The organism is Pseudomonas sp. P116 (assembly GCF_020149425.1).
GTDB classification, from domain to species: Bacteria; Pseudomonadota; Gammaproteobacteria; order Pseudomonadales; family Pseudomonadaceae; genus Aquipseudomonas; species Aquipseudomonas anatoliensis.
This window is the reverse complement of sequence record NZ_JACVHB010000006.1, coordinates 255,256-279,386: the sequence shown is the minus strand read 5'-3', so window position 1 is coordinate 279,386 and position 24,131 is coordinate 255,256. Positions and strand designations below refer to the sequence as shown.

The following is a 24,131-nucleotide window of genomic DNA, read 5'->3' as shown; positions in this document are numbered from 1 at the left end:
CCGGACTTGGTCGTCCGGGTTTAGAATGGCGCACTTTTCAAGCTTGCTTAATGGCGAGCTGTGCGTGGGAGGGCCTCGGCCCTGCCGGGTTTCCATTCCCTGGTCGACCAACCCGCGTACGGTTCGCCACCCTTCTGCTTGGTCGCAGCGTCTGGCGAACTCCACATCCCGAATGGAGTTTCACCTTGAAAAAGCCAACACCCAATCCACCCGAAGCGGATAACACCACGCCTTACGAAGCCGCCGGTTCGAAGAAATTCCACGAAGCCGCCGAGCGCGCCCTCGACCACTACCTCAAACCCAACGCCCTGACCCTGCGCTTCCACAAACCCAGCACCATGTTCCAGGTCGCGCCGGACCAAGACAACGAAAGCCTCCTCGTCCACGCCTGCGAATCACTGGCGCAAGCCAGCCTCATGAGCAGTGACATTGCTGCGTACGTCGACCTTCCGCAGCGCCGGACGATTCTGGCGATTCAGCAGATCATCATGCTGGCGGAACTGGCGGTGAATCGGGTGCTGGATAACGTCGACATACCCCAACCCGCGCCACACAGCTGACCCCTTGCAGGAGTGAGCCTGCTCGCGATTGCAGGCTCACATTCAACATCGTTGGTGCCTGACACACCGTCATCGCGAGCAGGCTCACTCCTACAATTTGAATCGCATACAACCTGCTAAAAATCGATCGGCTGTCAGGCCGCCATCGCTGGCAAGCCAGCTCCCACATTTGAAAGGAGTACATCCGCCAAAGACCGGTCGGCTGTCAGGCCGCCATCGCTGGCAGGCCAGCTCCCACATTTGAAAGGAGTGCACCCGCCAAAGACCGGTCGGCTGTCAGGCCGCCATCAGCAAGATCAAAAGATCGCAGCCATCGGCAGCTCCTACACGGGAGATGAGTACAACCCGCACGCGGCGAATGCCGCCCCACTCAACAATGAGCGTTAGCTCGAGTAAAGCTCTTGATCTTGATCCACGGGCGACGTCGGAAGGCTGAGCGCAGGGATTGATCCGGGCGTGGGAGCGCAGCGACCGTTTGGCGAAGCCAAACACAGCGAAAGGAGGTGCAGCGAAGCAAACCGTAGACGCTGCGCCCGGATCGATCCCGGAGCGAAGGAACCCCGAGCCCCAGCGAGCGGGCCGCACGTAGGAGCAAGCCTTTTTGGTTACTTTTTCGGCGTCTGGAAAAAGTGACCCGCCGTAAGCGCGGAACCCTGATCAGCAACACCCCAAGCAACGGATATACACCCAACCCCCCCAAGAACATGGTCGGCCCAAAGGCCGCCAAGACACCCCAAAACAAAAATGTTAGCTTGCTTGGCATCAAGCCCGAACAAGAGCCAAAAACGATGAAAAAGACTGTCCTGGCCTTCAGCCGCATCACCCCCCCAATGATCGAACGCCTGCAACAAGAGTTCGACGTCATCGTCCCCAACCCAAAAGCCGGCGACATCAACGCCCAGTTCAACGAAGCCCTGCCCCACGCCCACGGCCTCATCGGCGTCGGCCGCAAACTCGGCAAGGCCCAACTCGAAACCGCCACAAAACTCGAAGTGGTCTCCAGCGTGTCGGTCGGCTACGACAACTACGACCTCGACTACTTCAACGAACGCGGGATCATGCTCACCAACACCCCGGACGTGCTCACCGAAAGCACCGCCGACCTCGCCTTCACGCTGATCATGAGCAGCGCCCGCCGCGTCGCCGAACTCGACGCCTGGACCAAGGCAGGCCAATGGCAAGCCAGCGTCGGCGCCCCGCTGTTCGGCTCTGACGTACACGGCAAAACCCTCGGCATCGTCGGCATGGGCAACATCGGCGCCGCCGTCGCCCGCCGGGGTCGGTTCGGTTTCAACATGCCGATCATCTACAGCGGCAACAGCCGCAAGACCGAACTTGAGCAAGAACTCGGCGCACAATTTCGCAGCCTCGACCAACTGCTGGCCGAAGCCGACTTTGTCTGCCTGGTGGTGCCACTCAGTGACAAGACCCGCCACCTGATCAGCTATCGTGAACTGGCCCTGATGAAGCCGAGCGCGATTCTGGTCAACATCTCCCGCGGCCCGGTGGTCGATGAACCGGCACTGATCGAGGCGCTGCAAAACAACCGCATCCGCGGTGCCGGCCTCGACGTCTACGAAAAAGAACCGCTGGCCGAGTCGCCGCTGTTCCAGCTGAAAAACGCCGTGACCTTGCCGCACATCGGCTCGGCCACCCACGAAACCCGCGAAGCCATGGCCAATCGCGCCCTCGCCAACCTGCGCAGCGCGCTGCTCGGCGAACGTCCGCAGGATCTGGTCAACCCGCAGGTCTGGCGAGGATAAAAAACAGGGCAAGTGCTCTGCAGCACTTGCCCGTTCATTCTCCCGAAACACATAACTTGCAACTTTACTGAACAACGAAATAAACACTGCCGCTATAAACTCGCCAGACAAAAACCTCTCTGGAGAGTATAAAACTTGAGAAACCTCAGCACCGACCAACTTGTCCGCTACAGCAAAATAATGCTGATGGCCTACATCAGCTTCTTTGGCATTCTGGTGATATACAGCAATTTCACTGACTACCCGTCAAACTATGAATATGTCGGGCACATCCTCAGTATGGACACCACTAAAACCAACGAAAACATTCGTTATAGAGCAATCACATCGCCCATGCTGCACCACCGCATTTACTGGCTCATCATAACCCTGGAAGTGATTTACACCGTGTGCTGCCTGCTGGGCACTTATCACCTTTATCAAAAGCTGGACGAATCAGCAGAAGCCTTCCACGACGCCAAGAAACTCTCGATTATCGGTTTGATGATCGCCATATTCATATATTACGTGGGCCTGCAAACCATCGGCGTTGAATGGTTCGACATGGACACCTCACAATCATGGAATGCCAAGGACTGGGCCCGACACATTATCGACTTTATACTTCCGGTATTGATTTACATGGTTATGAAAGTTGAGCGCTGAACGCGCAACGCTCAAAAATTTCAGGCCAGTTTGCCCTGACTCGGCAATACGGACATACGTGGTTTGCGAAACACCAGCACATTGCCCAGCATCACCAGTACCAAGCCCGCCAGCGCCGGCGCTGTCCATTGATAGCCTTCGGCAAATGCCGAAACGTTCAACGCCACCACCGGAAACAGCACTGTGCAATACGCTGCACGTTCGGGCCCCATTCGCCCAACCAACGTCAGGTAGGCGGTGAAGCCGATCACTGAGCCGGGAATCACCAGGTACAACAACGCGCCGACATAACGCGGGCTCCAGTCCATTTCGAACGGGATGCCTTTGACCAGACACCACACCGACAGCATCGCGGCACCGTAAGCCATGCCCCAGGCATTGGTGGTCAGGGGTTTGAGCCCGGCCTTCTGTTGCAGGCTCGAGAGCATATTGCCCGCCGAGAAACACAACGTACCGCACAGTGCCAGGCCAAGACCGAGCAAGGTTTGCGGCGTAGCCTGATGGCCGGCCAGTTCCGGCCAGAACAACAGGCCCAGGCCGAACAACCCCACGCCCCCACCCATCAGCACATTGCGGGCAATGCGCTGGCCGAAGAACACCCGCGCATTGAGCGCGTTCCACAAGGTTGCGGTGGAAAAAACAACCGCCACCAGACCGCTGGGAATCCACTGGCTGGCGGTCAGAAAGCACATGAAGTTGACGCAGAACAGACACACGCCCTGCGCCACGCAGATCAGGTGCCCGCGCCGGTTCATCGGTTGCAACCGCCGGCTGAGCAGCAACAGCGCAAACAGCACCAGCGCGGCGAGACCGAAGCGGTAGACGATCGACACCGGAATCTCCACCACGCCCAATTGCCATTTCAAGGCAATCCAGGTGGTGCCCCAGATCAGCACGGTCAGCAGATACAACGACAGGTTCATGGCAGACGCTCCTCAATTGGATTTCAGTGTCCGTCGCGACATGGAAATCCCGCTTGCATAAACTTGCGCTTTTGTCGGCCGACTGGCTGGCAGCGCGAATGCGACGGAGTAGGATGCAAGTCGTTGAAGAGAACCGATCATGGCCACCATCGAAAACCTGCAAGTCTTCCAAGCGCTTAACCGCTCGCAGAACGCATGCCTTGTGCACAGCGTCGAACTCGGTGACGGCTTGTCTGCGGCTTTGTGGACCAATCATCACGACGCCCAGGAATACGAAGCGCCGAGCCATCACACCCTCTCCTGCTATATCGCCGGTGGCACTGGCACGTTTCGTCGCGGTCAGCCGGGCCACAAGGGCGGGCCGGACAAACTGTGCATCTTGCCGGCGGATCACGAATCAGGCTGGGTGATCAATGGCGATATCCGTCTGGCGCACCTGTATTTCAGTGCCGAGCAATTTGCCCTCGGTTGTGTGACGTTGCTCGATCGCGAGCCGCGCGAGATGCAACTGCGCGAGCAGACCTTTCTCGAAGACCCGCAGCAAGCGCAGCGCTTTCGGCAACTGCTGAACCTGAACTGGGACGAGCCGGCCGAACGTTTGCTGACCAGCAGCATTGCCCATGAATTGATCAGCCATACCTTGCTCAGCCAGGTCGGTGCGCGTCAGGGTTTGCGCCTCAAGGGCGGGCTGGCACCGCACCAGCGTCGGCAACTGGTGGACTTCATCGACAGTCAGTTGGCCGAGCCGATCAGCCTCGGGCAATTGGCCGGTTTGTGCGCGCTGTCGGAATATCACTTTGCGCGAATGTTTCGCGTGAGCTTCGGGCTGCCGCCGCATCAATACGTGCTGGCGCGGCGCTTGAGCCGGGCGCGAGAGTTGTTGCGGGGGACAGCGTTGCCATTGGGGGAGATTGCATTGGCGTGCGGGTTTGCCAGTGCGAGTCATTTCACCAATCGGTTCAGGCAGGTTTTGGGTGGGACACCGGGGGAGTATCGGCAGGCGTTTTTGCGTTAGAGCAAGATCAAAAGATCGCAGCCTTCGGCAGCTCCTACATTTGAAATGCATTCCCCTGTAGGAGCTGCCGAAGGCTGCGATCTTTTGCAGGCACCTCAAAATTCTAATGTGCTGGACAACGAAACCTGCCGCGAATCCCCCATCGACACAAAGAACCGGCTCGCCGCCGACGCGTAATAAGTGCGGTCGAACAGGTTCTTCACATTGAGCTGAAACTTGACCTTCTGCCCTTCGATTTTGGTGTCGTAAGTGGCGAAGGCATCGGCCACGGTGTAGCTCGGCAGATCGAAATCATTCACCGCGTTACCCGCCCGCTCGCCGACGTAGCGCGCCCCGGCACCAACGCGCAACTGATCACCGCCGATCACGCTGCCGAAGTCATACACCGCCGACAACGAGCCGCTGTTCTTCGCCACGTTTTGCAAACGCTTACCCTTGTATTCCGGGTCTTCGGTGACTTCGGCATCGGTGTAGGCGTAGCTGCCGATCATGCTCCAGCGGTCGCTCAACTGACCGGTCAGGTCCACTTCCAGACCGCGGGAGCGCACTTCACCGGCCGCGCTGTAAATCGTCGTCGGGCCTTCGGAATTGGCCACCAGCACGTTGCGTTTCTTGATGTCGAACAGCGCGATATTGCCGGTGATGCGCCCCGGCATATCCAGTCGCGCACCCAGCTCCCACGACTTCGCTTCTTCCGGCGCGATGCTGCCGTCGAGCACGGTGCTGCTGCCGCTCAGCGGGGCGATGGTCGAGTTGGGTTTGAATGATTCGGTGTAGCTGCCGTAGAACGACAACTCGTCGGTAAAGCGATACACCAGACCGGCGCGCGGCACCCACTTCTGCCCGTTGCTGTCGGTGTTGGCTTTGAACGGCACGCCTTTGCCGGCGTACTGGTCGTACTCCTGAAAACGTCCGCCGGCGACCAGAATCCACTGGTCGTTGAGGTGGATGGAGTCCTGCACAAAGACCGAGTCGCTGCGCAGTTCATCGGTCTGCGCGCTGTCGGCGGCGCTGACCGTGGAGCCCTCGACTTCACGGCCGTACACCGGGTTGGTGTAGCTGAAGGTGCTCAGGCTTTTCTGGCGTATCAGGTCGGCGCGGTAGATCTTGCGGTACTCGTCATCGACGCCGAACACCAGGTCATGCTGCATGCCCAGCACCTTGACCTTGCCTTCGAGGCTGGCGGTGGTGAAACGGTCGGTGCTGATCGCGCCGTGGGTGCCGTCCATGCTGCGGGTCAGCGTGCCTTTGTTGGTGTCGATAGCGGTTACGCGGACTTGGCTGGCGTCGTAGGTTTCGCGGTTCCAGCTGTAGCCGAAGTGGGCTTTCCAGTCGTCGTTGAGCTCGTGATCGGCTTCGAAGTGATACAGATCCGAACGCCCTTCCATGTCGTTGAACGGCTCGTCGAGACGCTGCTTGCGCGAGATATCCAACGGGTGATTGGTGCGCGGATCGATCAGCGTGCCACGGTCGAACGGGGTGAGGAATTCGCGATGTTCGTAGGCGAATAACAGTTGGGTGCGTTCGCCGTACCAGGCCAGCGAAGGCGCGATCAACGTTTCCCGATGCGTGCCGAAATTGCGCCAGTAATCTTCGTCGACATGATCCACCACCATGCGATAGGCCAGCCCGGAATCGCCCAGTGCGCCCGTGCTGTCGAAGGTACCGCCGCTGCCGTTCTTGCCATCGCCGTAGGTCGAGCCGGTATAGGTCAAGGCGTTGTATTGCGTCAGTTCAGGTTTCTTGCTGACCAGATTGACCACGCCGCCCGGGTCCTGAATACCGTACAGCAAGGAGGCCGGGCCTTTGAGCACTTCGACGCGATCGACCGTGGCGTTCATGCCACGGCCCTGCACGATCGGCATGCCGTCGCGCATGATCGAGCCGTTGCGGTTGTCACCGAAACCGCGGGTCATCACCGAGTCCTGGGTGCTGCCCAGCGTGTTGCCCTGGGTGATACCGCTGACGTTGGCCAGCGCGTCGTCGAGATTGCGCGGCGCCTGATCGCGAATGACCTGCGCGGGGATGACGTTGACGGTCTGCGGGATTTCCTGAAGCGAGGCCGAGGAACGCATCACCGAACTGGTTGGCGGCGGCTGGTAACTCGTCGACTCATCGCGCATCGAGGTGATGGTAGTAGCGCCCAGATTCAGCGCGCCTTCGGTGGGCTGCGGCTCAAGTGCCAGGGTGTGACTGTCGGTGCGGCGAAAGCTCAGGCCGGAACCGGCAAGCAGGCGTTGCAGCGCTTGTTCTGCATTCATCTGCCCATTGACGGCTGGCGCGGTGAGGCCGTACGGCGCTTCATCGGTGTAGACCACGCTTTGCCCGGTGACGCGGCTGAAGTCGCTCAGGGCTTGCGGCAACGGTTTGGCAACCAATGCGAAATTGAATTGCTTTTGCGCCTGGCTGCTGACGGTTTCAGCGGCGAGTGCGACGCTCATCGGCAACAGCGCCAATGCCGAAAAACTTAATGCCGAAACGCCCAACCATTGTTTGACCGAACCCGATTTTGCCCTGGACTTCATTGCTCAATGACCTGTGTAGAACCGCAACGGATGCGAATGACTCGCAGTTTCAGTCACTACACGGATGGGGCTCGGGTTTACCTCACTACAATTTTGAAATTATTTTCAAGATCAAGAGATCGCAGCCTTCGGCAGCTCCTACAGTAGATGTGCGCGCACCCTGTAGGAGCTGCCGAAGGCTGCGATCTTTTGACTTTGTTGTCAGCGCAAAATAATCAACTGCCCCAAAACCCGATGCTGCTCAAACCCCAACACCCCTTGCAGGGAATTAAGCACTGCCTGCGGATCCTTGCTCGGAAAACTGCCACTGACCTTGCGCGCCGCCAGTTCATCGTTGAGCAAAACAATTCGCCCCGGGTAATAACGGCGAAGATCCTGCACTACATCCGCCAGCGTCGATTTGTAGTAAGTCAGCCAGCCTTGGCGCCAGGCCAGTTGCGCCTCGCTGTCTACGGCATGGAGTTTTTCCGCAGCCCCATCACCGTAAGCCACTTGCTGGCCGGCGGTGAGAATCTGCTGCTCGCCCCCTTGATCGGCCGTCACGCCGACGCGCCCGGATAACACCGTCACCTGCGCCCCATGCGGTTGCAGACGCACTTCGAATTGCGTCCCGAGCACCCGTGCCTGGCCCTTCTCAGCCTCGACAACAAACGGATCGCCCGTGTGCGTGACGCTGAAAAAACCGGCGCCGCGACGCAACTGCACATGGCGCTCGCCCTGGCTGAAATCCACGGCGATGGCACTGTCCGCATCAAGCGTCACTTGTGATTGATCGGCGAGGGTTACGGTGCGGACTTCGCCCGGAGCAGAAACGTAATCGGCATTGAGATCATCGAGCCAACGCTGCGGTTGCCACCCGGTGCCGAGGCTGATCATCAGCAACAGACACGCGGCCATCGCCAACCCGCCGGACCAGCGCAAGAGCGGCTGGCGACGCGGGCGATCCATAGCGTTGAGATAGCCTTGCAGCGCGAAAGCCTCTTCATCGGCCAGAGTTTTCGCCGGGCCTTCACTCAATTCCCAGACCACTTGCGCCTGTGCGTAGGCCTCGGCGTGGGCGGGGTCGGCGCGCAGCCACTGGCTGAACCTGAGTTGATCCCCTGCGCTGGGCCGATCATGCAACAGGCTCAGCCAGGCAAACGCGGCCTGTTCCTGGGAGGGCGTCGGCGTGACGCGATCGGTGTGTTTCACGGTGCTTTCCCTGGCGTGCGTGGCGCGGGTTCGCGCAGGCTGGCCTTGCAGGCCTCGAGGGCGCGCATCATATGTTTTTCCACGGCGCTTTGGGACAGGCCCATGGCTTTGGCGATGTCCGCGTACTTGCGGCCGTGTATGCGATTGAGCAAAAAGATCTGCCGGGTGCGTTCGGGCAAGGCGCGCAACGCCGCTTCGACATGGCGCAGATCATTGCCGGCTTCGAGTGCCGCTTGTGGTTCGCTGCCATGGCTGTCCGGCTCGTCGGGTTGCCAGCCTTCATTGACGCGCACCCGCGTGCCTTCACTGCGCAAATGGTCGATGGCGATGTTGCCGGCGCAGCGCAACAGGTAGGTGCTGAGTTCTTCGACCTGTACCAACGGCCGACGCCAGAAACGCAGAAACAGATCCTGCACCAGATCTGCTGCCGTCGCCCGGCAGCCAACGCGGCGGTTCACCAACGCTTCCATCTGTGAACGCTGGGACAGGAACACCTGAAGGAAATGCGCACGCGCGCCACGCGGTTCGTCGTCGCGCGATTCCGGGGGATGACCGATCAGCACGTCAGCACTGCGCCCAGGCTGCGACCGGACTGGCCAACAGACTTAACCCGGCCAGCGCCAACGCCAGACGCGGGCGATACGGCAGCAACAGCACCAAAGCCAGGGCGCTGAGCATCAGCACCGCGAACCAGTCGACCAGCCCCATACTCCAGCCGTTGCCTGTGACTGCCGCCCAAAGTGACAAACCCAGCAGCAACCACCCCGCCAGCTTCAGACCCCTACCCCGTCGCGTCGACGGTTTATGACCGAGCAATTCATCGTGGTGCCGAGGCATCGACAGACACAATGCCGTGAACCCGGCGTAGCACAGCAATAGCGCCAGCAGCATCAGTTTGTCCCTTGCTCTAGCGTGACGGGGCGAGGTATTTCGCGGCGAGTTTTTTTCACGCTGACGGTGCTGCCGGCGCGCTGCATTTTCCACGCGGCCCACGCTAGAAACACACCTGTCCCGAGACAGGTCAGGTCAAAACCGGCGAGCACCCAATCGCCCTGCGCCAGCGTTACGCCAAGGTTCCACGGCGTGGTCAGCGCATTGATCAAAGGCACCGCGATAAACAGCAAAGCGCCCAACGCTAATTGTTCAATCCAGGCTTTGCGTCCCAGGCGCAACAGCGCATGCACGACGCTCAAACCCCAGGCGATAAAGAATGCATTCACTTCCCAATCGGCACGCCCGGCCAGACCCACCGGCAACAGCCGATTGGCCAGAAAAAACACTGCCACTGCCGTCACCAACCCGGCCATGCTGGCAATGTTCAGCACTTCCACCAGGCGCAATTCGAACGGCATGACGCCGCTCTTGGCATGTTTGAGCTGACGCTTGCCGAGCCAGATCACCAGCCCGGTGCCGATCATCGCCGTGCCGGCCAGACCGCAGATGAAATACAACCAGCGCAGCACCGGCCCGGCGAAATGGCCCATGTGCAAACCGTAGAACGCGCCACCGACTGCCATCGCCACAGGTTGCTCCGGCGTGCTGTCGAGCATCTGCCCGGTGACGCCGTTAAAGGTCACCGCGCGACCGAAATCGTGGACCACTCGGTCGCCCGCGCGGGACAACACCACCGTGGCATTTGCATCGCCCGGATTGCTCACGGACAGTCGTGCGGTAGAGCCACCCGACCATTGCTCAGTGGCCTTGACCAGCAGCGGCGCCATCGGTGCCAGTGCCGCAGGAATGTTGGCCCGCTCCGGGGTTTTCGACGCAGGAAAAACCTCATCGTAGAACTTGCGAACGTCGCTGCCATAAGACGCCACGATGCTCGCCGGCATGACCATCGACATGAAAATCACCAGACTGCTGTAGGTGATCATCAAGTGAAACGGCAGCACCAGAACGCCCACGGCGTTATGCCCATCGAGCCAGGAACGCTGGCCTTTGCGCGGGCGGAACGTGAAGAAGTCCTTGAAGATTTTTTTGTGGGTGATGATCCCGGTGATCAGCGCGACGAACATCACCATGGCGGCAATCGTCGCCAGCCAGCGGCCCCATGGATAAGGCATCTGCAGCTGGAAATGGAAGCGGTAGAAGAACTCGCCGCCCATGCTTTCGCGGCCCTGCACTTGGGCACCGGTTTGCGCGTCGAGGGTTTTCGATTCGAAGCGGCCGCGCTCGCCGGGTTTGGCTGGCGCTTGTTGCCAACGCACGGTCAGGCCGGGGTCGCGGGCGTCAGGCAAGTCGATCAGCCAGCGTGAGGCATCGCCAGCATGTTGCTGTAGATAGTCCTGGGCGAGCGTCAGGCTCGCTTCGGCATTGATCGGCCGTGCGGGGATTTCCGGCTGCATCCAGTGAGTGGTTTCGTCATTGAAGTACGCCAGCGTTCCGGTGAGGAAAATCGCAAACAGCAACCAGCCGAACACCAGCCCGGTCCAGGTGTGCAGCCATGCCATGGCCTGGCGGAAACCCTCTTTCATGCGAAACCCAACCCGCGCGCCGCGCCGGAAATGGTCGCCAGAATCACACTCGGCACCAGCAAACCGACCCATGCCGACCACGCCGTGCGGCAGGCAAAACACCAGAGCACCGCAACCAGATAGACCAGAAAAGAAACGGTCATGCCCGTCACTACCGCTTCGGCGCGGCTCAATGGCAGCCACATCGTCAGGGTGACACTGGCCAGTGCAGCCACCAGATAGCCGCCAAACACCGCCGCCAGCACCCGCGAGGTAACGGCCAGACGATAGGACATCGGGAGTGTGGCGAGTTTGGCTTTCATGTTTCCACCCTGAAACGAAAAACGTCCGGCCGACAAGCCGAACCAACAGGCGATCGAGTTTAATGATAAATATTCTCATATGCAAAAGCATCTGATTGCCGGGCAGCCATCTCCGACCCTACAATGCGAACCATTCTTGTTCTCTAACGCATGCTTTCTGCCGCAGAGCGAAAGCGCCCGGAGCACTACCGTTGCCATCCGCCCATCCCGTCGAATCGCTTTATCAGGCTCACCACAGCTGGCTTACCGGCTGGCTGCGGCGCAAGCTCGGCTGCCCGGACAGCGCGGCGGATCTGGCGCAGGACACCTTTATCAAAGTGCTCACCGCGCGCGAGCCACCGGTGATCATCGAACCACGCGCCTTTCTTACCACCCTCGCCAAACGGGTTTTGTTCAATCACTACCGCCGCCAGGATCTGGAGCGCGCCTATCTGGAAACATTGGCGCAGATGCCGGACATGGTGGCGCCGTCGGAGGAAGACAAAGCAATCATCCTGCAAACCCTGATCGAGCTGGATCAGTTGCTCGATGGTTTGCCACGTCAGGTCAAACGCGCTTTTCTATTGGCGCAGGTCGATGGCCTGACCTACCCGCAGATCGCCGCTGAGCTGGGTATTTCCGTGGCCACGGTCAAACGTCATCTGAACAAAGCGGCGCTGCGCTGCTATTTCGCCCTATGAATCAAGCGGCGGATTTTTCCTCGCAAGTGGCTGAACAAGCGGTGCACTGGCTGATGGAAGTGCAGCAAGGTGCGCTCAACGCGCGCCAGCAACTGGCGTTGCAGCAGTGGCTGGATGCCCACAGTGAGCACCGCCGCGCGTGGGAACACATTCAACGGGTCAACCAGCGTTTGCGCGGTGTTTCTTCACCGCTGGCGCATGCGGCATTGAACAGGCCGAAGTCCGGTAGCCGACGTCAGGCACTGAAACTGCTGCTGATTCTCGGCGCCGGTTCTGCCGCCACCTGGGGCCTGCGCGAGCACAATCCGCTACCTTCGCTGCTCGCCGATTACCGCAGCCCGATTGGCCAGCGTCGCAAGATCGGTCTGGGGGCGGACGATCAGTTGCAACTGAACACGGCCAGTGCGGCAGACGTGCGCGTCGATCAACGTTTGATCCGCTTGCTCGAAGGCGAAATCCTCCTGACGGCCGCGCAACCGTTCGAAATACACACCGCGCAGGGCATTCTGAAAACCCGGGGCGCACGACTCAATGTGCGGCAATTTGCCGATCGCACACAGGTGGCGCTGTTTGCAGGTCGCGTCGAACTGACTGCCAACGGACGCGCGCCGATGCTGCTGCCGGTCGCTCGGCAATTGAGTTTCACCGCGACTGCCGCCAGCGACGCCAAACCACTGGACGCCAACAGCGGCGCTTGGGCGGACGGCATGTTGGTGGCCGCGCATATGCGCCTCGGCGACTTCCTTGAAGAACTTGGCCGCTACCGGCGCGGGCAGCTCAATTGCGATAAGCAAGTCGCCGATCTGCTGATCTCCGGGACGTATCCACTGGACGACAGTGAGCGGATTCTCGATCTGCTGGAAATCACTTTGCCGGTGAAGGTGAAGCGCTTTACCCGGTATTGGGTGAGCGTTGGGGCGCGGGTGTAACCGCAAGGTCAAAAGATCGCAGCCTGCGGCAGCTCCTACATGGGATTTGTGTTCACCCTCTAGGAGCTGCCGCAGGCTGCGATCTTTTGATCTTCAAAAATAAATGAGCCGTTTTTCAGATCTGGCGTGACAGAGAAGGAAAGCCACCTTGATTCAACCTTCTCAGGATCATCCACCATGCACCTCACCCGCCTCACGCCACTGGCCCGCTGCCTGCGCAATCTCATCCTCGGCGCCAGCCTGAGCTTCAGCGCCCTGCCCGCTGCCATGGCCAGCGATGCCAAGGCGTATCACATCGCACCGTCGGCGCTGGAAAACGCTCTCAATCAGTTTGGCCGTGAAGCCGGGGTGCTGATTTCTTTCGGTTCGCAAGTCACCAGCGGCGTGCAAAGCCGTGGTCTGGAAGGCAATTACACGACCGAGCAAGGTCTGGATGCGTTGCTCGAAGGCACCGGTTTGCAAGCCCGCACCGAGGGCGACAACGCTTTCAGCCTGCAACCGGTCAGTGATGCAGCGCTGGAGCTGGACACCTCGAAAGTCGTCGGCGACTGGCTCGGCGACGCGGCGCAGATCAACGTGTTTGAACATCCCGGCGCCCGCGACGTGATCCGCCGCGAAGAGTTCGAACGCCAAGGCGCGACTCAGGCACGCGATGTGCTCAACCGCATTCCCGGCGTCAACGCGCCGGAAAACAACGGCACGGGCAGCCATGACATGGCGCTGAATTTCGGCATCCGCGGTTTGAACCCGCGCCTGGCTGCACGCTCGACCGTGTTGATGGACGGCATCCCGGTGCCGTTCGCCCCTTACGGTCAGCCGCAGTTATCGTTCGCGCCCATCAGCATGGGCAACATGGATGCCGTGGACGTGGTGCGCGGCGGCGGTGCAGTACGTTACGGCCCGCAGAACGTCGGCGGCGTAGTCAACTTCGTGACCCGGGCGATTCCTGACGAGCCGACGGTCAAGGGAGGCTTTCAGACCGAGACCAGCCCTTCGTCGAGCCACGACGGCTTCAAGACCAGCGCCAATCTGCTGGCCGGCGGCACCAACGCCAACGGTCTGGGCGGCGCCCTTCTGTATTCCGGCACCCGCGGTGGCGACTGGCGCGAACACAGCGACACCGAAATCGACGACCTGATCCTCAAGGGCAAATACCAGCTCGACGACGCCAACAGCTTCAACGCCATGGCCCAGTATTACGAAGGTAAAGCGGACATGCCCGGCGGTTTGAACGTCGCTGATTACGATGCCGATCCGTACCAATCGACGCGCCCCAAAGACCAGTTCTGGGGCCGTCGCACGATGTTCAACTTCGGGTATCGCTATCAGGAAGATCGCCGCGAATTCACCGCTAACACGTTCTTCACCAAAACCCTGCGCAGCGGTTATCTGGATCAGGGCACCTTCCTGTCGCTGTCGCCACGCGAGTATTGGGTGCGCGGTTTCGAAACCCGTTTCGCCCAAGGCTTCGATCTCGGCCCGACCAGCCATGAAGTCGGCGTCGGCTACCGCTACATCAACGAGGCCGGCCACGAATTGCGCTATCGCACGCCGATCGCCAGCAACGAATACCCGACCACCAACAGCCGTAACGACCGCGACACTCGGGGCGGCACCGAGGCCAATGCGTTCTTCGTCGACGACCGCATCGACATCGGCAAATGGACGATCACCCCGGGCGTGCGCTACGAGATGATCGAATCCCAGCAGACCAACAACCTGACCAACGTCAAATACAAGGGCGACTACAACACCGCGCTGCCCGCGCTGAACGTGCTCTATCACCTGACGGATAGCTGGAATCTGTACGCCAATACCGAAGGCTCGTTCGGCAGCGTGCAGTACAGCCAGATGCCCAACCGGGTGACCAGTGGTGAAGTAAAACCGGAGAAGGCCCGCACCTGGGAGCTCGGCACTCGCTATGACAACGGCGCATTGCGCGCGGAAATCGGTGCGTTCCTGATCAACTTCGACAATCAGTACGAAAGTAACCAGACCAACGATTCGGTGATCGCCCGTGGCGAAACTCGCCATCAAGGCATCGAGACCAGCATCAATTACGCGCTCGATGACTTGAGCCCGGCACTGGCCGGTTTCGATGTCTATGCGTCCTACGCCTATGTTGACGCGAACATCCGCGAAGATGGACCGAACAAGGGTAATCGCGTGCCGTTCTCTTCGAAACACAAAGGCACGGTTGGCGTCGGTTACACCGAAGGCCCGTGGAAGTTGAATCTGGACAGCAGCTTCCAGAGCGACCAGTTCGCCGACAACGCCAACACCTCAAAAGAAAGCGCCGACGGCAGCACCGGCAAGATCCCGGGCTACATGCTGTTCAGCAGCCGCGCGGGCTACGATTTCGGACCGCAATTGTCGGATTTGAATGTGGCGGTGGGCGTGAAGAACATCTTCAACACGCAGTACTTCACGCGGTCGTTCGATGACAACAACAAAGGGAAGTATGTGGGTGAGCCGCGCACGGTTTATGTGCAAACTTCTGTGGCGTTCTGATGTTTTGAAAAGCCCCTCACCCTAACCCTCTCCCTCCAGGAGAGGGCTGGGGTGAGGGTTTGGAGCCTGAGCCGTGCACAACCTCCAGCAACACCACAAACAAAAACGGGCCTGCATCAGCAGGCCCGTCCTCATTGGGTGACTAACTATTCAGCGCATCAACTGTTGATCGCTGCCTGTTCGTTCTCTAGAAATTCTTCTTCCAGCAGCGCGTCGTTTGTTTTGCTGAACGGCACTACAGCGGCACGTGGTTTACCTCGCAGTTTGCCAAAGAGGTGTTCCAGCGCGTGCTCGAGTTTTTCGGCAGCGCCATCGATCGCCAGCTCCAGCGAATCGGCTTTATGGGTAACGGAAACCGGTTGATGGCCTTTTGGCCGCGCTTCCAGTTGGCAGCGCAAATCGTGGGGACCTGGTTTGTCACCGTTCTCGTCGCTCAGATGGACTTCGACACGGGTCAGGTCTTCTTCATAACGTTCGAGCGTGCTCTCAATGGTGGTGCGTACCCACTCCTCCAGTCGTTGACTACTTTGAATATGGTTATCGCTGTTGACTTGGATTTGCATAGTTCATCCCTTATTTCAGCTAGCTCGCGAGAGGCCTTGAATTGAATTTCCTGACCCCTTGGTTACAACAATCGGCCCGACCGTCGAACATTTCAACCCCTGAAAAAAGATAAATATTCATTCGCAAAAAAAGCCGGACAACCGAGCAAGGCGCTGGTAAGGTCGGGAGTTGGGTCGGCATGCCTTCCGGCAAAATCTGCTCACAATTGCCCGTCGTTCAACGGGTGCAAGCCGCGAAAAATCCCCGCCTCCTCCACCAGCCAGTCATGCACTGCACGCACGCCCGGATGACTCAACGCGCCCGGCGCATACAGCAATACATAACGTTTGTGATTGGGCACCGACAGCCCGAACGGCACGATCAACGCGCCCCTTTCCAGCTCATCATTGAGCAATGTGCGCCGGGCAATCGCGACGCCCATGCCAGCGATGGCCGCTTCGATGGTCAGATGATTGCGATTGAAAGTATGCCCACGCCGCACGTCGGCGCCTTCGAAGCCGATTGCATTCAAATAAAACTCCCATTCCGCATATTCATAGCTGCCGCGCCAGGCGGTGATGTCGTGCAGCAAGGGGAAATGCACCAGATCCACCGGTCCATGCAGCGGCGGGCGCCCGCGCAAAAGGCTTGGCGCGCACACCGGGAAAATCTGCTCATCGAGCAACGCTGTGGATAACAATCCCGGATAACTACCGTCGTTCAGGTCGATGGCCAAATCGAAATCGCCCTCATGCAACGGCACGCTGCTGTCCTCGGCCACCAGTCGCAACTGAATGTCCGGGTAGCGCTGCTGCAAGCGCGGCAAACGCGGCGTCAGCCATTTGCTGAGGAACGATGGGATGGAACGTACCCGCAAGATCCCGCTGATCATCCCGGCATCCAGTCGACGCAGTTCGGCATCAATGCTGCCGTACGCCTCATTCACCGTGATCGCCAGCCGCTGCCCTTCCGCGCTCAACTCCACGCCACGCGCACGCCGGTGAAACAGGCGAAAGCCGAGGCGCTCTTCCAATTGGCGGATCTGCTGACTGACCGCACCCGGCGTGATGTGCAGTTCCTCAGCACAACGGGTGAAGGACAGGTGCCGCGCGGCACAGGAAAATACCTGCAGCCAGACGTAGGTCTGGGCATGCAATTGACGACTCATCGTTTAGTCCTGCTAAAGGCTGTCTTAGGAAGTTTCGTTGGTCACGTCCGACCGAGCGAGGCAGTATCGCCGACATTGCGCTTGTCCGACAAAAAATGGCAGCGATTCCTCCTCCATTGCTTGTAAGGGTTTAGCATGGCTATCAGTGTTTTCGATCTATTCAAAGTGGGCATCGGCCCGTCCAGCTCCCACACCGTCGGCCCGATGCGCGCCGCCGCGACCTTTGCTCAAGCCCTGACCGATCAACGTCTGCTCAATGATGTGCGTCGCGTCGAAATCCGTTTGTACGGCTCGCTGTCGGCCACCGGTGTGGGTCACGCCACCGACCGCGCCACGATCATGGGCCTGATGGGCGAATGGCCGGACAGCATCGACCCGACGACAATCGATGCGCGCATCGAGCAACTGCGCAACACCGGGCAACTGCCCCTCTCCGACGGACGGTCGATTGCCTTCGACTGGCAACGCGATCTCCTGCTGCTGGACGAGAGCCTGCCCTACCACCCCAATGCCATGTCTCTGACAGCTTTTGGCGAATCTGCCGAGCTGTTTACGCAGACGTACTACTCGGTCGGCGGCGGCTTCATCATCGAAGCGACGGAAGCTGAGTCTGGTGTGGCTCCAGCCGGTGACGTGGTGTTGCCTTACGATTTCTCCAGCGCCGCCGAACTGTTGTCGCTTTGCAAGCAGCACAATCTGCGCGTTTCCGAGCTGATGATGGCCAATGAACGCGCCTGGCGCAGCGATGCGGACATCCGTCAGGGCCTGCTGCATATCTGGTCGGTGATGCGCGAGTGCGTCGAGCAGGGCCTGCGCCACGAAGGCATCCTCCCCGGGGGTCTGAAGGTGCCGCGCCGTGCAGCGAAACTGCACCGCAGCCTGCTGGAAATCGGCAAGCCGAATGTGATCAGTTCGACGCTGTCGGCGATGGAATGGGTCAACCTGTTCGCCCTCGCCGTCAACGAAGAAAACGCTGCCGGCGGGCGCATGGTCACCGCGCCGACCAATGGCGCAGCGGGGATCATTCCGGCGGTTTTGCACTACTACATGAAATTCAACCCGGACGCGTCTGACGATGACGTCGTCGCTTTCTTCCTGTCCGCGGCCGCCGTCGGCATTCTGTGTAAGAAAAATGCCTCGATCTCTGGCGCCGAAGTCGGTTGTCAGGGCGAAGTCGGATCGGCCTGCGCCATGGCGGCCGCCGGTCTGGCCGAAATACTCGGCGCCACTCCCGAGCAACTGGAAAACGCCGCCGAAATCGGCCTGGAACACAACCTTGGCCTGACCTGCGACCCGGTCGGCGGCCTCGTGCAAGTGCCGTGCATCGAACGCAATGCGATCGCTGCGGTGAAGGCCATCAACGCCACACAAATGGCCCTGCGTGGTGACGGCAACCACTTCATCTCACTCGACCGGGTGATCCGCACCATGCGTGACACCGGCGCCGACATGCACGACAAATATAAAGAGACGTCGCGGGGCGGTCTGGCGGTGAACTGGGTGGAGTGCTGATCGGCCTGACTGCACTGTCTGCGATCACCCGCCCGCAAACGGGCCAAAAATGAACAAGGCGAGCCCAGTGCTCGCCTTTTTGTTGCCGTATTCATTGTTCGACAATTTTCCCGGCATGCACCTTGCTACCTCTGTAGGAGCTGCCGAAGGCTGCGATCTTTTGATCCTGGTCGTCTGAAGAAAGATCAAAAGATCGCAGCCTCCGGCAGCTCCTACATAGAAACAATTTGGCGAAATGGCCACGGAATGGCCGATGGTCTGGTTGGGCGAACCAACCCGATCACGGCCGGTCAACAACTGCACGTTCAATCAGGCGGTGACGCATCATGGACAACCCTTTTCAGATCATTACCGATGCCTTCGCGCCGGACTATCAGATCAACCTGAGCATTCAAGGCCTGGACGGCAGCATCATGCTGACCCTGTCCAACAGCGGCCGGATCGTGGCCAAGCGGATGATCAGCGCCGAACAGCGCAATGACCCTAAACGCCTCAAGCTGTTGGTGCAGAGCATTCAATTCGGCATCGCCATCGAGCAGGGCCACAGCGCCATGGCGATTCTCGAAGCCATGACCAACGGCGACGGGCTGACCCCGCCACCGCCACAGATCAAAGGCCAGCCACGGCCAGCGGCCGGTCTTTAAAGTTCGCCCTTCTCAACATCGGGATGCTCACTCGAACCCGTACCGACTTTGCGTTGCGGGTATTCGATCTTCACCGAAGGAAATTGCGACGACGCGTAACGCACCACCAGAATCGAAAATGCCAGCAGCAGAATGCCGCCGCACAGGTAGATGATGCCCATGTCCGGCGGGTTATGGTGCGAGACGTTGGAGATCAGCAATCGCGTCAGCGCGGTGATCGCCACGTAGATCAGGAAACGCACTGGCATGTGGTTGGTCTTGAAATAAATCCCGACCATCGCCCCCAGTTCCAGATAGATGAACAGCAACAGAATGTCATCGATCTTGATGTGCCCGACTTCGAGCATCCCGAGAAACTCCATCACCGCTGCATACGCGGTCACCGCACCGATGGCGAACAGCGCAAGGTAGTGAAAAGTCTCGACGAACAGGTTGCCCAGGGACTCGGCCAGTTGATGCACGTTTTGCCGCAGTTTCTCGGCCCAGTTGATTTTCACGATGAAGTTCCTTAGCCCGATTCGAGCGGATGATGCGTGTTGGACGTGACGGTTTTCTGCACGCGCCTGATTTCATGCAGAAACAGGGCCACGCATCATGGCGATGTGCCGCAAAACCCGCGCTGTGGCGTTTGGTCGCACATGCCCTGCTCATGTGGGGTGAGCCTGCTTGCGAATGGCAGTCACACGGCTCGACTGACAAACCCTGAATTCGGTCTACATTGAAATGCCACTACCCAAAGCGCAGGGATTCGCTTATCCTTTTCGCTGTATATAGATACAGTAGTCGCAAAGACAACTAAATGTGAAGGCATGTGAGGTGGTGAATGGCCGTCGAAGTGGTATACCGCAGCAGCCGAGATCTGGAGCGCTTGTTCATGGATAAAGCCGAAGCTGACCGTCATGACAAAATGCTCGAACTGGCCGAATATCTGGCCGATGTGTTGCAAAAAGCCGTTCCGTCCCTGACTGAACAGCAAGTGGAAGAAGCCGGGATCTACATGGCGAAGAACCGTGATGTATTCGCCCGGGCATTCAAGAGCCAGCCTGATGCTCTGTCGGAGCTGATCAATGCGCCGGCCGAGCCGGTCGAAAAAGCCGAGGTGGACGAATCTGCCGAAGCGCCGGTCAAGCCAGCCAAAGCGGCGAAAGCTGCAAAGTAACACCGCCCCCAATCAAGGATCGCAGCCCCTGTAGGAGCTGCCGAAGGCTGCGATCTTTTGATCTTCGCTCCATCACCGATACAAAACCCGCTCCGCCAACTCATCCGCCACCCGCGCTGGTGAACGTTTCTCCGCCTGCGCATGGGCAAAAACTTCCGTCAGCCGCGAACTGATTTTCGACAGATGCGCGGTAATGGTGGTCAATTCCTCACCGCGATGTTTCAGCGAGACGTAAATCAGCCCACCCGCGTTGATCACATAATCCGGCGCATAAAGAATGCCGCGCCGTTCCAGTTGATCGGCCACATCCAGATGCGTCAGCTGATTGTTTGCCGAACCAGCCACCGCCGCGCAGCGCAGTTGCGCAACCGAGTGGCTATTGAGCACACCGCCCAGACCGCACGGCGCAAGGATGTCGCACGGCGTGCTGAGCAACGCGTCGTTGGCAATCGGGTGAGCATTAAGCTGTTCCATCGCCAGTTGCACCTTGCCGTGGTCGATGTCGCTGACCAGCAACTCGGCGCCAGCGGCGTGCAGTTGCTCGGCCAAGGCATAACCGACATTGCCCAGGCCCTGAATTGCCACGCGCAAGCCTTCGAGGTTGTCACTGCCCAGGCGCGCCATCGCCGTGGCACGAATGCCGGCGAAGACACCCATCGCCGCGTGCGGCGCCGGATCGCCGGCCGACGTGGTGCTGGTGACGTGTTGGGTCTGCTGGGCGATGCAATCCATGTCCGCCACCGAGGTGCCGCTGTCGATGGCAGTGATGTAGCGACCGTCGAGCTGGTCGATGCACCGGCCGAAGGCTTCGAACAGCGCTGCACGATTTTCAACATGTATCGGGCGCACGATTACCGCAACGCCACCGCCCTGCGGCAGGCCCGCCAGCGCGGCTTTGTAGCTCATGCCCTGAGCGAGGCGAATGGCATCCTCGACGGCGGATTCGTCGTTGGGGTAGGCAAGGTAACGACACCCGCCCAGGGCTGGGCCCAGACGGCTGTTATGGATGGCAATGACCGCCTTCAACCCGCAAACCGGGTCGACGCTAAGGTGCAGCGATTCCAGGCGAGTGCTTTGCATGAGCGCAAACATCGTTGGGCTCCCGAATCACTTCTTGTAGAACGCCAGTATAGGCTTGCCCTTGAAAATTACTGGAGCGCACCGGAATAAGCAGGCGTGCAGACGACGGCTTTACGGCATATCTCTCGACCTGTTTACCGAGCCACTGGACGAATGCCACGGACGGGGCTAAAAACGAGGCATTCCACGGAGATTTCGATGAGTCCGCGCCAACGCTTTTTCGAGTGCCTGCACCGTTCACCGCCCGCGCTGTTCGAAGCCGCGCTGTGGATGGCCGCCGAGCACGAAAAAGCAGTCGATCCCGAGGCGCTGCTGGTGGAGTTCAAGGATCTGCAACAGCGTGTCAGCTACGGTTTGCCGATGTTGCCAGTCAGCGAGTTGGCGCAGCCGTTATTGCGGCGCATGAATGATCTGGGCTTTGCCATGGATGACTTCGCCCCGCTCCGTCCGCAGGCCGCTTTAATTCACAAAGTGTTGCAGACCCGTCGCGGGCAGCCGCTGGCGTTGGCCTTGATTGCGCTGGAACTGGCGCGCGGTCTGGAGATTCCCCTGGTCGGGGTCAACTTCCCCGGGCACTTCCTGTTGCGCGTGCCCGGTGCCGATCATCTGCTCGATCCGTGCGGCGGTCGCCGTTTGTACCCCAACGACTGTCGTGAGCTGTTACAGCGCCAATACGGGCCCAACATGAAACTCAATGCCGAGCACCTGTTGACTGCCACGCCGGCGCAGATGCTGCAGCGCTTGTCGCGCAATTTGCGCCAGTTGTACCTGACTCAGGATGACTTCATCGCGGCGCTGATTGACGCCGAACGCGTGCTTGAACTGGGCGATGCCGGCGCCGCCGATTATCTGGCCCGGGCCAGCCTGTATCAGCGGCTCGACTGCCCGAACGCCGAGCGGTTTGATCTGGAACATGCGCTGTTGCTCAGCGATGACCCGATCCAACGGCTACGCCTGACCGAACGACTCGGGCATCTGCCACCGAATTCAGTCGTCCACTAACAGCAAAAGATCGTCCGATCGCGGCCCGAGCCTTCGGCAGCTCCTACAGGGTGTACACCTTCCCAATGTAGGAGCTGCCGCAGGCTGCGATCTTTTGATCTTCAGCTTTTCAGTGCTTGCTCCACCACCGGCTGCCCAACGGTCTCCGAGGGCGAACGCACCTGGATAATCAGCAGTGCGGCGATGATGGCCGGAATCGCGCAGAAGAAGAAAATCTGCTGAACCGGAATGTGCATCGCCAGCAACAGGCTGCCGAACAATGGCCCGAGAATCGATCCAAATCGCCCCACACCCAATGCCCAGCCGGTGCCGGTGGCGCGCACATGCGCCGGATAGAAATTACTGGCAAAAGCGTTCAGCGTCAGTTGTCCGCCAATGATGCAGAACCCGGCAGCAAACACGCAGGCCACCAGATAACGCGGATTGTCGTGGTTAAGCCCCAGCACAATGGTGCACAGCGCAGCGCCTGCGAGCACGCCGGACAACAGTCGCACCTTGCGTTTCAAACGGTCGGCAAACCAGGCCATGCAAATCGCCCCCAGGGTGCCGGCGAACAGAAACATCGACGTCACCAGATTGGCCTCATTGAGTTTCAGGCCACTTTCCAGCAGCAGCGACGGCAACCAACTGATCATGAAATACAGCAAGATCAGGCTGACAAAAAAGGTCGCCCAGATCAGCAGGGTCGGCCGCGCGTAACCATTGCGGAACAGCTCGACCACGGTCAGTTTACTGCCCTGCTCGCGTTCATTCTGTTCGACCGAGGCCAGCGGAGGTTGCCAGCCCGGCAACATTCGCCCGGTAACTCTGCGCAGTCGCGCATAAGGTGGCTGATCACGCAGCAGGCGCGGCAAGGATTCGGGCAGCATCCACCAGAGAAACGGAAACAGCAGCAGCGGCGTCACACCACCGGCGAGGAACACTGCCTGCCAGCCGAACTGATCGATGAACCCGGCGGCTACAAAACCACCCGCCGCACCACCAAACGAGAAGCCACAAGCCGCCAGCGTGACCATCAAGGTACGCAAGCGTGGCGGCGAATAATCCGACATCAGCGCCATCGCGCTAGGCATTGCACCGCCCATACCGATGCCGCAAATGAAGCGCGCGACCATCAGCGAATTCAGGGAGTCGGCGAACACCATCAGCAGCGTCAGACTGGCGTAGATCAGCACGCAAGCAAGCAGAATTCGCCGCACGCCAAAACGGTCGGCCAGCGGCGTGACGGCGAGGGAGCCAATGGTGAGGCCTAGCAGGTTGGCACTGAACACAGGCCCGAACGCGGCTTTTTCCAGACCCCAATCCTGCGCCAGTGCAGGCACCACGTAGCCGAGCACCTGGGCGTCATAGCCATCGGTGACCAGCAACAAGGCGAGCAGGATCAAGAGCAACCACTGATATCGAGACACAGGACGGGCGTTGAGTGCCGCCCGGAAGCTGGCAATCTGGTTGTGCATCGCGAGGTACCTGTTTTGTTTTTATGGTTTTTTGGTGGTGCAACA

General features: G+C 59.6%; 22 protein-coding genes and 1 pseudogene. 11 read left to right on the top strand and 12 right to left on the bottom strand.

Going from position 1 to position 24,131, the window contains the following annotated elements; translation table 11 throughout:
• The first annotated feature begins 185 nt into the window (after positions 1-185).
• The 3 genes from ICA15_RS21415 to ICA15_RS21405 all read left to right on the top strand — a co-directional run bounded on the left by ICA15_RS21415 (position 186) and on the right by ICA15_RS21405 (position 2,968).
• Entirely contained in the window at positions 186-560 is a 375-nt protein-coding gene (locus tag ICA15_RS21415; RefSeq protein ID WP_150617185.1) for a DUF6124 family protein, read from the top strand.
• A 788-nt stretch (positions 561-1,348) separates the two neighbouring features.
• A complete protein-coding gene (locus tag ICA15_RS21410) occupies positions 1,349-2,323 on the top strand; it encodes a 2-hydroxyacid dehydrogenase (protein ID WP_210554550.1) in 975 nt (324 codons plus the stop codon).
• A 135-nt stretch (positions 2,324-2,458) separates the two neighbouring features.
• Positions 2,459-2,968 (top strand): DUF2165 family protein, encoded by a 510-nt coding sequence (locus tag ICA15_RS21405; RefSeq protein WP_150617183.1) that lies wholly within the window; start codon positions 2,459-2,461, stop codon positions 2,966-2,968.
• A gap of 20 nt (positions 2,969-2,988) precedes the next feature.
• Here ICA15_RS21405 and ICA15_RS21400 read toward each other — a convergent pair whose 3' ends face one another.
• Positions 2,989-3,891: a DMT family transporter gene (locus ICA15_RS21400; protein WP_210554549.1), complete on the bottom strand. Its 903-nt coding sequence runs from the start codon at positions 3,889-3,891 to the stop codon at positions 2,989-2,991.
• A 139-nt stretch (positions 3,892-4,030) separates the two neighbouring features.
• On the opposite strand from ICA15_RS21400, the gene ICA15_RS21395 reads away from it, so the two are divergent.
• Positions 4,031-4,906 carry an AraC family transcriptional regulator gene (locus ICA15_RS21395; RefSeq protein ID WP_210554548.1) on the top strand — a complete coding sequence of 292 codons (876 nt, stop codon included), beginning with the start codon at positions 4,031-4,033 and terminating at the stop codon, positions 4,904-4,906.
• 95 nt (positions 4,907-5,001) lie between these two features.
• Here the strand turns inward: ICA15_RS21395 and ICA15_RS21390 are convergent, their stop codons facing one another.
• The 6 genes from ICA15_RS21390 to ICA15_RS21365 form a co-directional block, all read right to left on the bottom strand.
• Positions 5,002-7,431 (bottom strand): TonB-dependent siderophore receptor, encoded by a 2,430-nt coding sequence (locus ICA15_RS21390; protein ID WP_210554547.1) that lies wholly within the window; start codon positions 7,429-7,431, stop codon positions 5,002-5,004.
• A 201-nt stretch (positions 7,432-7,632) separates the two neighbouring features.
• Entirely contained in the window at positions 7,633-8,622 is a 990-nt protein-coding gene (locus ICA15_RS21385; RefSeq protein ID WP_210554546.1) for a FecR family protein, read from the bottom strand.
• Positions 8,619-9,185 carry an RNA polymerase sigma factor gene (locus ICA15_RS21380; protein ID WP_150597468.1) on the bottom strand — a complete coding sequence of 189 codons (567 nt, stop codon included), beginning with the start codon at positions 9,183-9,185 and terminating at the stop codon, positions 8,619-8,621. The genes ICA15_RS21385 and ICA15_RS21380 overlap by 4 nt, the downstream gene beginning before the upstream one ends.
• A 1-nt stretch (position 9,186) precedes the next feature.
• Complete coding sequence (locus ICA15_RS21375; protein ID WP_210554545.1) at positions 9,187-9,513, bottom strand: DUF3325 domain-containing protein; 327 nt, start codon at positions 9,511-9,513, stop codon at positions 9,187-9,189.
• Complete coding sequence (locus tag ICA15_RS21370; protein WP_210554544.1) at positions 9,513-11,099, bottom strand: PepSY-associated TM helix domain-containing protein; 1,587 nt, start codon at positions 11,097-11,099, stop codon at positions 9,513-9,515. Before ICA15_RS21370 ends, ICA15_RS21375 begins: the two co-directional genes overlap by 1 nt.
• Complete coding sequence (locus tag ICA15_RS21365; protein WP_150603691.1) at positions 11,096-11,401, bottom strand: DUF3649 domain-containing protein; 306 nt, start codon at positions 11,399-11,401, stop codon at positions 11,096-11,098. Before ICA15_RS21365 ends, ICA15_RS21370 begins: the two co-directional genes overlap by 4 nt.
• 191 nt (positions 11,402-11,592) lie before the next feature.
• On the opposite strand from ICA15_RS21365, the gene ICA15_RS21360 reads away from it, so the two are divergent.
• From ICA15_RS21360 to fecA, 3 genes are all read left to right on the top strand, one after another.
• Positions 11,593-12,081, top strand: a complete 489-nt coding sequence (locus ICA15_RS21360) for a sigma-70 family RNA polymerase sigma factor (RefSeq protein ID WP_150617176.1) — start codon at positions 11,593-11,595, stop codon at positions 12,079-12,081.
• Positions 12,078-13,010: a DUF4880 domain-containing protein gene (locus tag ICA15_RS21355; protein ID WP_210554543.1), complete on the top strand. Its 933-nt coding sequence runs from the start codon at positions 12,078-12,080 to the stop codon at positions 13,008-13,010. Before ICA15_RS21360 ends, ICA15_RS21355 begins: the two co-directional genes overlap by 4 nt.
• Positions 13,011-13,187: 177 nt before the next feature.
• Positions 13,188-15,521, top strand: a complete 2,334-nt coding sequence (fecA, locus tag ICA15_RS21350) for a TonB-dependent Fe(3+) dicitrate receptor FecA (RefSeq protein ID WP_210554542.1) — start codon at positions 13,188-13,190, stop codon at positions 15,519-15,521.
• 158 nt (positions 15,522-15,679) lie between these two features.
• Here the strand turns inward: fecA and ICA15_RS21345 are convergent, their stop codons facing one another.
• Positions 15,680-16,084 carry an HPF/RaiA family ribosome-associated protein gene (locus ICA15_RS21345; RefSeq protein WP_047299805.1) on the bottom strand — a complete coding sequence of 135 codons (405 nt, stop codon included), beginning with the start codon at positions 16,082-16,084 and terminating at the stop codon, positions 15,680-15,682.
• A 200-nt stretch (positions 16,085-16,284) separates the two neighbouring features.
• A complete protein-coding gene (locus ICA15_RS21340) occupies positions 16,285-17,232 on the bottom strand; it encodes a LysR substrate-binding domain-containing protein (RefSeq protein ID WP_042557721.1) in 948 nt (315 codons plus the stop codon).
• 135 nt (positions 17,233-17,367) lie between these two features.
• Here ICA15_RS21340 and ICA15_RS21335 point away from each other — a divergent pair, with 135 nt between their 5' ends.
• The gene (locus ICA15_RS21335) at positions 17,368-18,744 is read left to right on the top strand and encodes an L-serine ammonia-lyase (RefSeq protein WP_210554541.1); all 1,377 of its coding nucleotides are present in this window, start codon (positions 17,368-17,370) and stop codon (positions 18,742-18,744) included.
• A 326-nt stretch (positions 18,745-19,070) separates the two neighbouring features.
• On the top strand, positions 19,071-19,388 hold the full coding sequence (locus tag ICA15_RS21330; protein WP_150605500.1) for a DUF3509 domain-containing protein: 318 nt from the start codon (positions 19,071-19,073) through the stop codon (positions 19,386-19,388).
• Here ICA15_RS21330 and ICA15_RS21325 read toward each other — a convergent pair.
• Positions 19,385-19,885, bottom strand: coding sequence for a phosphate-starvation-inducible protein PsiE (locus ICA15_RS21325; RefSeq protein WP_150605499.1), 501 nt, complete (start codon positions 19,883-19,885; stop codon positions 19,385-19,387). The genes ICA15_RS21330 and ICA15_RS21325 overlap by 4 nt on opposite strands.
• A gap of 326 nt (positions 19,886-20,211) precedes the next feature.
• Here ICA15_RS21325 and ICA15_RS21320 point away from each other — a divergent pair.
• Positions 20,212-20,466 (top strand): annotated as a pseudogene (locus ICA15_RS21320) (YebG family protein); the annotation flags it as partial.
• Between the two features lie 153 nt (positions 20,467-20,619).
• On the opposite strand, the gene ICA15_RS21315 reads toward ICA15_RS21320, so the two are convergent.
• The gene (locus tag ICA15_RS21315) at positions 20,620-21,639 is read right to left on the bottom strand and encodes a Leu/Phe/Val dehydrogenase (protein ID WP_210554540.1); all 1,020 of its coding nucleotides are present in this window, start codon (positions 21,637-21,639) and stop codon (positions 20,620-20,622) included.
• Between the two features lie 186 nt (positions 21,640-21,825).
• Here ICA15_RS21315 and ICA15_RS21310 point away from each other — a divergent pair, with 186 nt between their 5' ends.
• Positions 21,826-22,629, top strand: coding sequence for a SirB1 family protein (locus tag ICA15_RS21310; protein ID WP_150605496.1), 804 nt, complete (start codon positions 21,826-21,828; stop codon positions 22,627-22,629).
• A gap of 101 nt (positions 22,630-22,730) precedes the next feature.
• Here ICA15_RS21310 and ICA15_RS21305 read toward each other — a convergent pair whose 3' ends face one another.
• The gene (locus ICA15_RS21305; protein ID WP_150617172.1) at positions 22,731-24,086 is read right to left on the bottom strand and encodes an MFS transporter; all 1,356 of its coding nucleotides are present in this window, start codon (positions 24,084-24,086) and stop codon (positions 22,731-22,733) included.
• Between the last annotated feature and the right edge of the window lie 45 nt (positions 24,087-24,131).

What these genes read in the sequence shown, in the direction of transcription:
- ICA15_RS21410 (WP_210554550.1), top strand. Translation starts at nt 1,349, where the DNA reads ATGAAAAAGACTGTCCTGGCCTTCAGCCGCATCACCCCCCCAATGATC.
- ICA15_RS21400 (WP_210554549.1), bottom strand. Translation starts at nt 3,891, where the DNA reads ATGAACCTGTCGTTGTATCTGCTGACCGTGCTGATCTGGGGCACCACC.
- ICA15_RS21395 (WP_210554548.1), top strand. Translation starts at nt 4,031, where the DNA reads ATGGCCACCATCGAAAACCTGCAAGTCTTCCAAGCGCTTAACCGCTCG.
- ICA15_RS21390 (WP_210554547.1), bottom strand. Translation starts at nt 7,431, where the DNA reads ATGAAGTCCAGGGCAAAATCGGGTTCGGTCAAACAATGGTTGGGCGTT.
- ICA15_RS21375 (WP_210554545.1), bottom strand. Translation starts at nt 9,513, where the DNA reads ATGCTGCTGGCGCTATTGCTGTGCTACGCCGGGTTCACGGCATTGTGT.
- ICA15_RS21370 (WP_210554544.1), bottom strand. Translation starts at nt 11,099, where the DNA reads ATGAAAGAGGGTTTCCGCCAGGCCATGGCATGGCTGCACACCTGGACC.
- ICA15_RS21365 (WP_150603691.1), bottom strand. Translation starts at nt 11,401, where the DNA reads ATGAAAGCCAAACTCGCCACACTCCCGATGTCCTATCGTCTGGCCGTT.
- ICA15_RS21355 (WP_210554543.1), top strand. Translation starts at nt 12,078, where the DNA reads ATGAATCAAGCGGCGGATTTTTCCTCGCAAGTGGCTGAACAAGCGGTG.
- fecA (WP_210554542.1), top strand. Translation starts at nt 13,188, where the DNA reads ATGCACCTCACCCGCCTCACGCCACTGGCCCGCTGCCTGCGCAATCTC.
- ICA15_RS21345 (WP_047299805.1), bottom strand. Translation starts at nt 16,084, where the DNA reads ATGCAAATCCAAGTCAACAGCGATAACCATATTCAAAGTAGTCAACGA.
- ICA15_RS21340 (WP_042557721.1), bottom strand. Translation starts at nt 17,232, where the DNA reads ATGAGTCGTCAATTGCATGCCCAGACCTACGTCTGGCTGCAGGTATTT.
- ICA15_RS21335 (WP_210554541.1), top strand. Translation starts at nt 17,368, where the DNA reads ATGGCTATCAGTGTTTTCGATCTATTCAAAGTGGGCATCGGCCCGTCC.
- ICA15_RS21330 (WP_150605500.1), top strand. Translation starts at nt 19,071, where the DNA reads ATGGACAACCCTTTTCAGATCATTACCGATGCCTTCGCGCCGGACTAT.
- ICA15_RS21315 (WP_210554540.1), bottom strand. Translation starts at nt 21,639, where the DNA reads ATGTTTGCGCTCATGCAAAGCACTCGCCTGGAATCGCTGCACCTTAGC.
- ICA15_RS21310 (WP_150605496.1), top strand. Translation starts at nt 21,826, where the DNA reads ATGAGTCCGCGCCAACGCTTTTTCGAGTGCCTGCACCGTTCACCGCCC.
- ICA15_RS21305 (WP_150617172.1), bottom strand. Translation starts at nt 24,086, where the DNA reads ATGCACAACCAGATTGCCAGCTTCCGGGCGGCACTCAACGCCCGTCCT.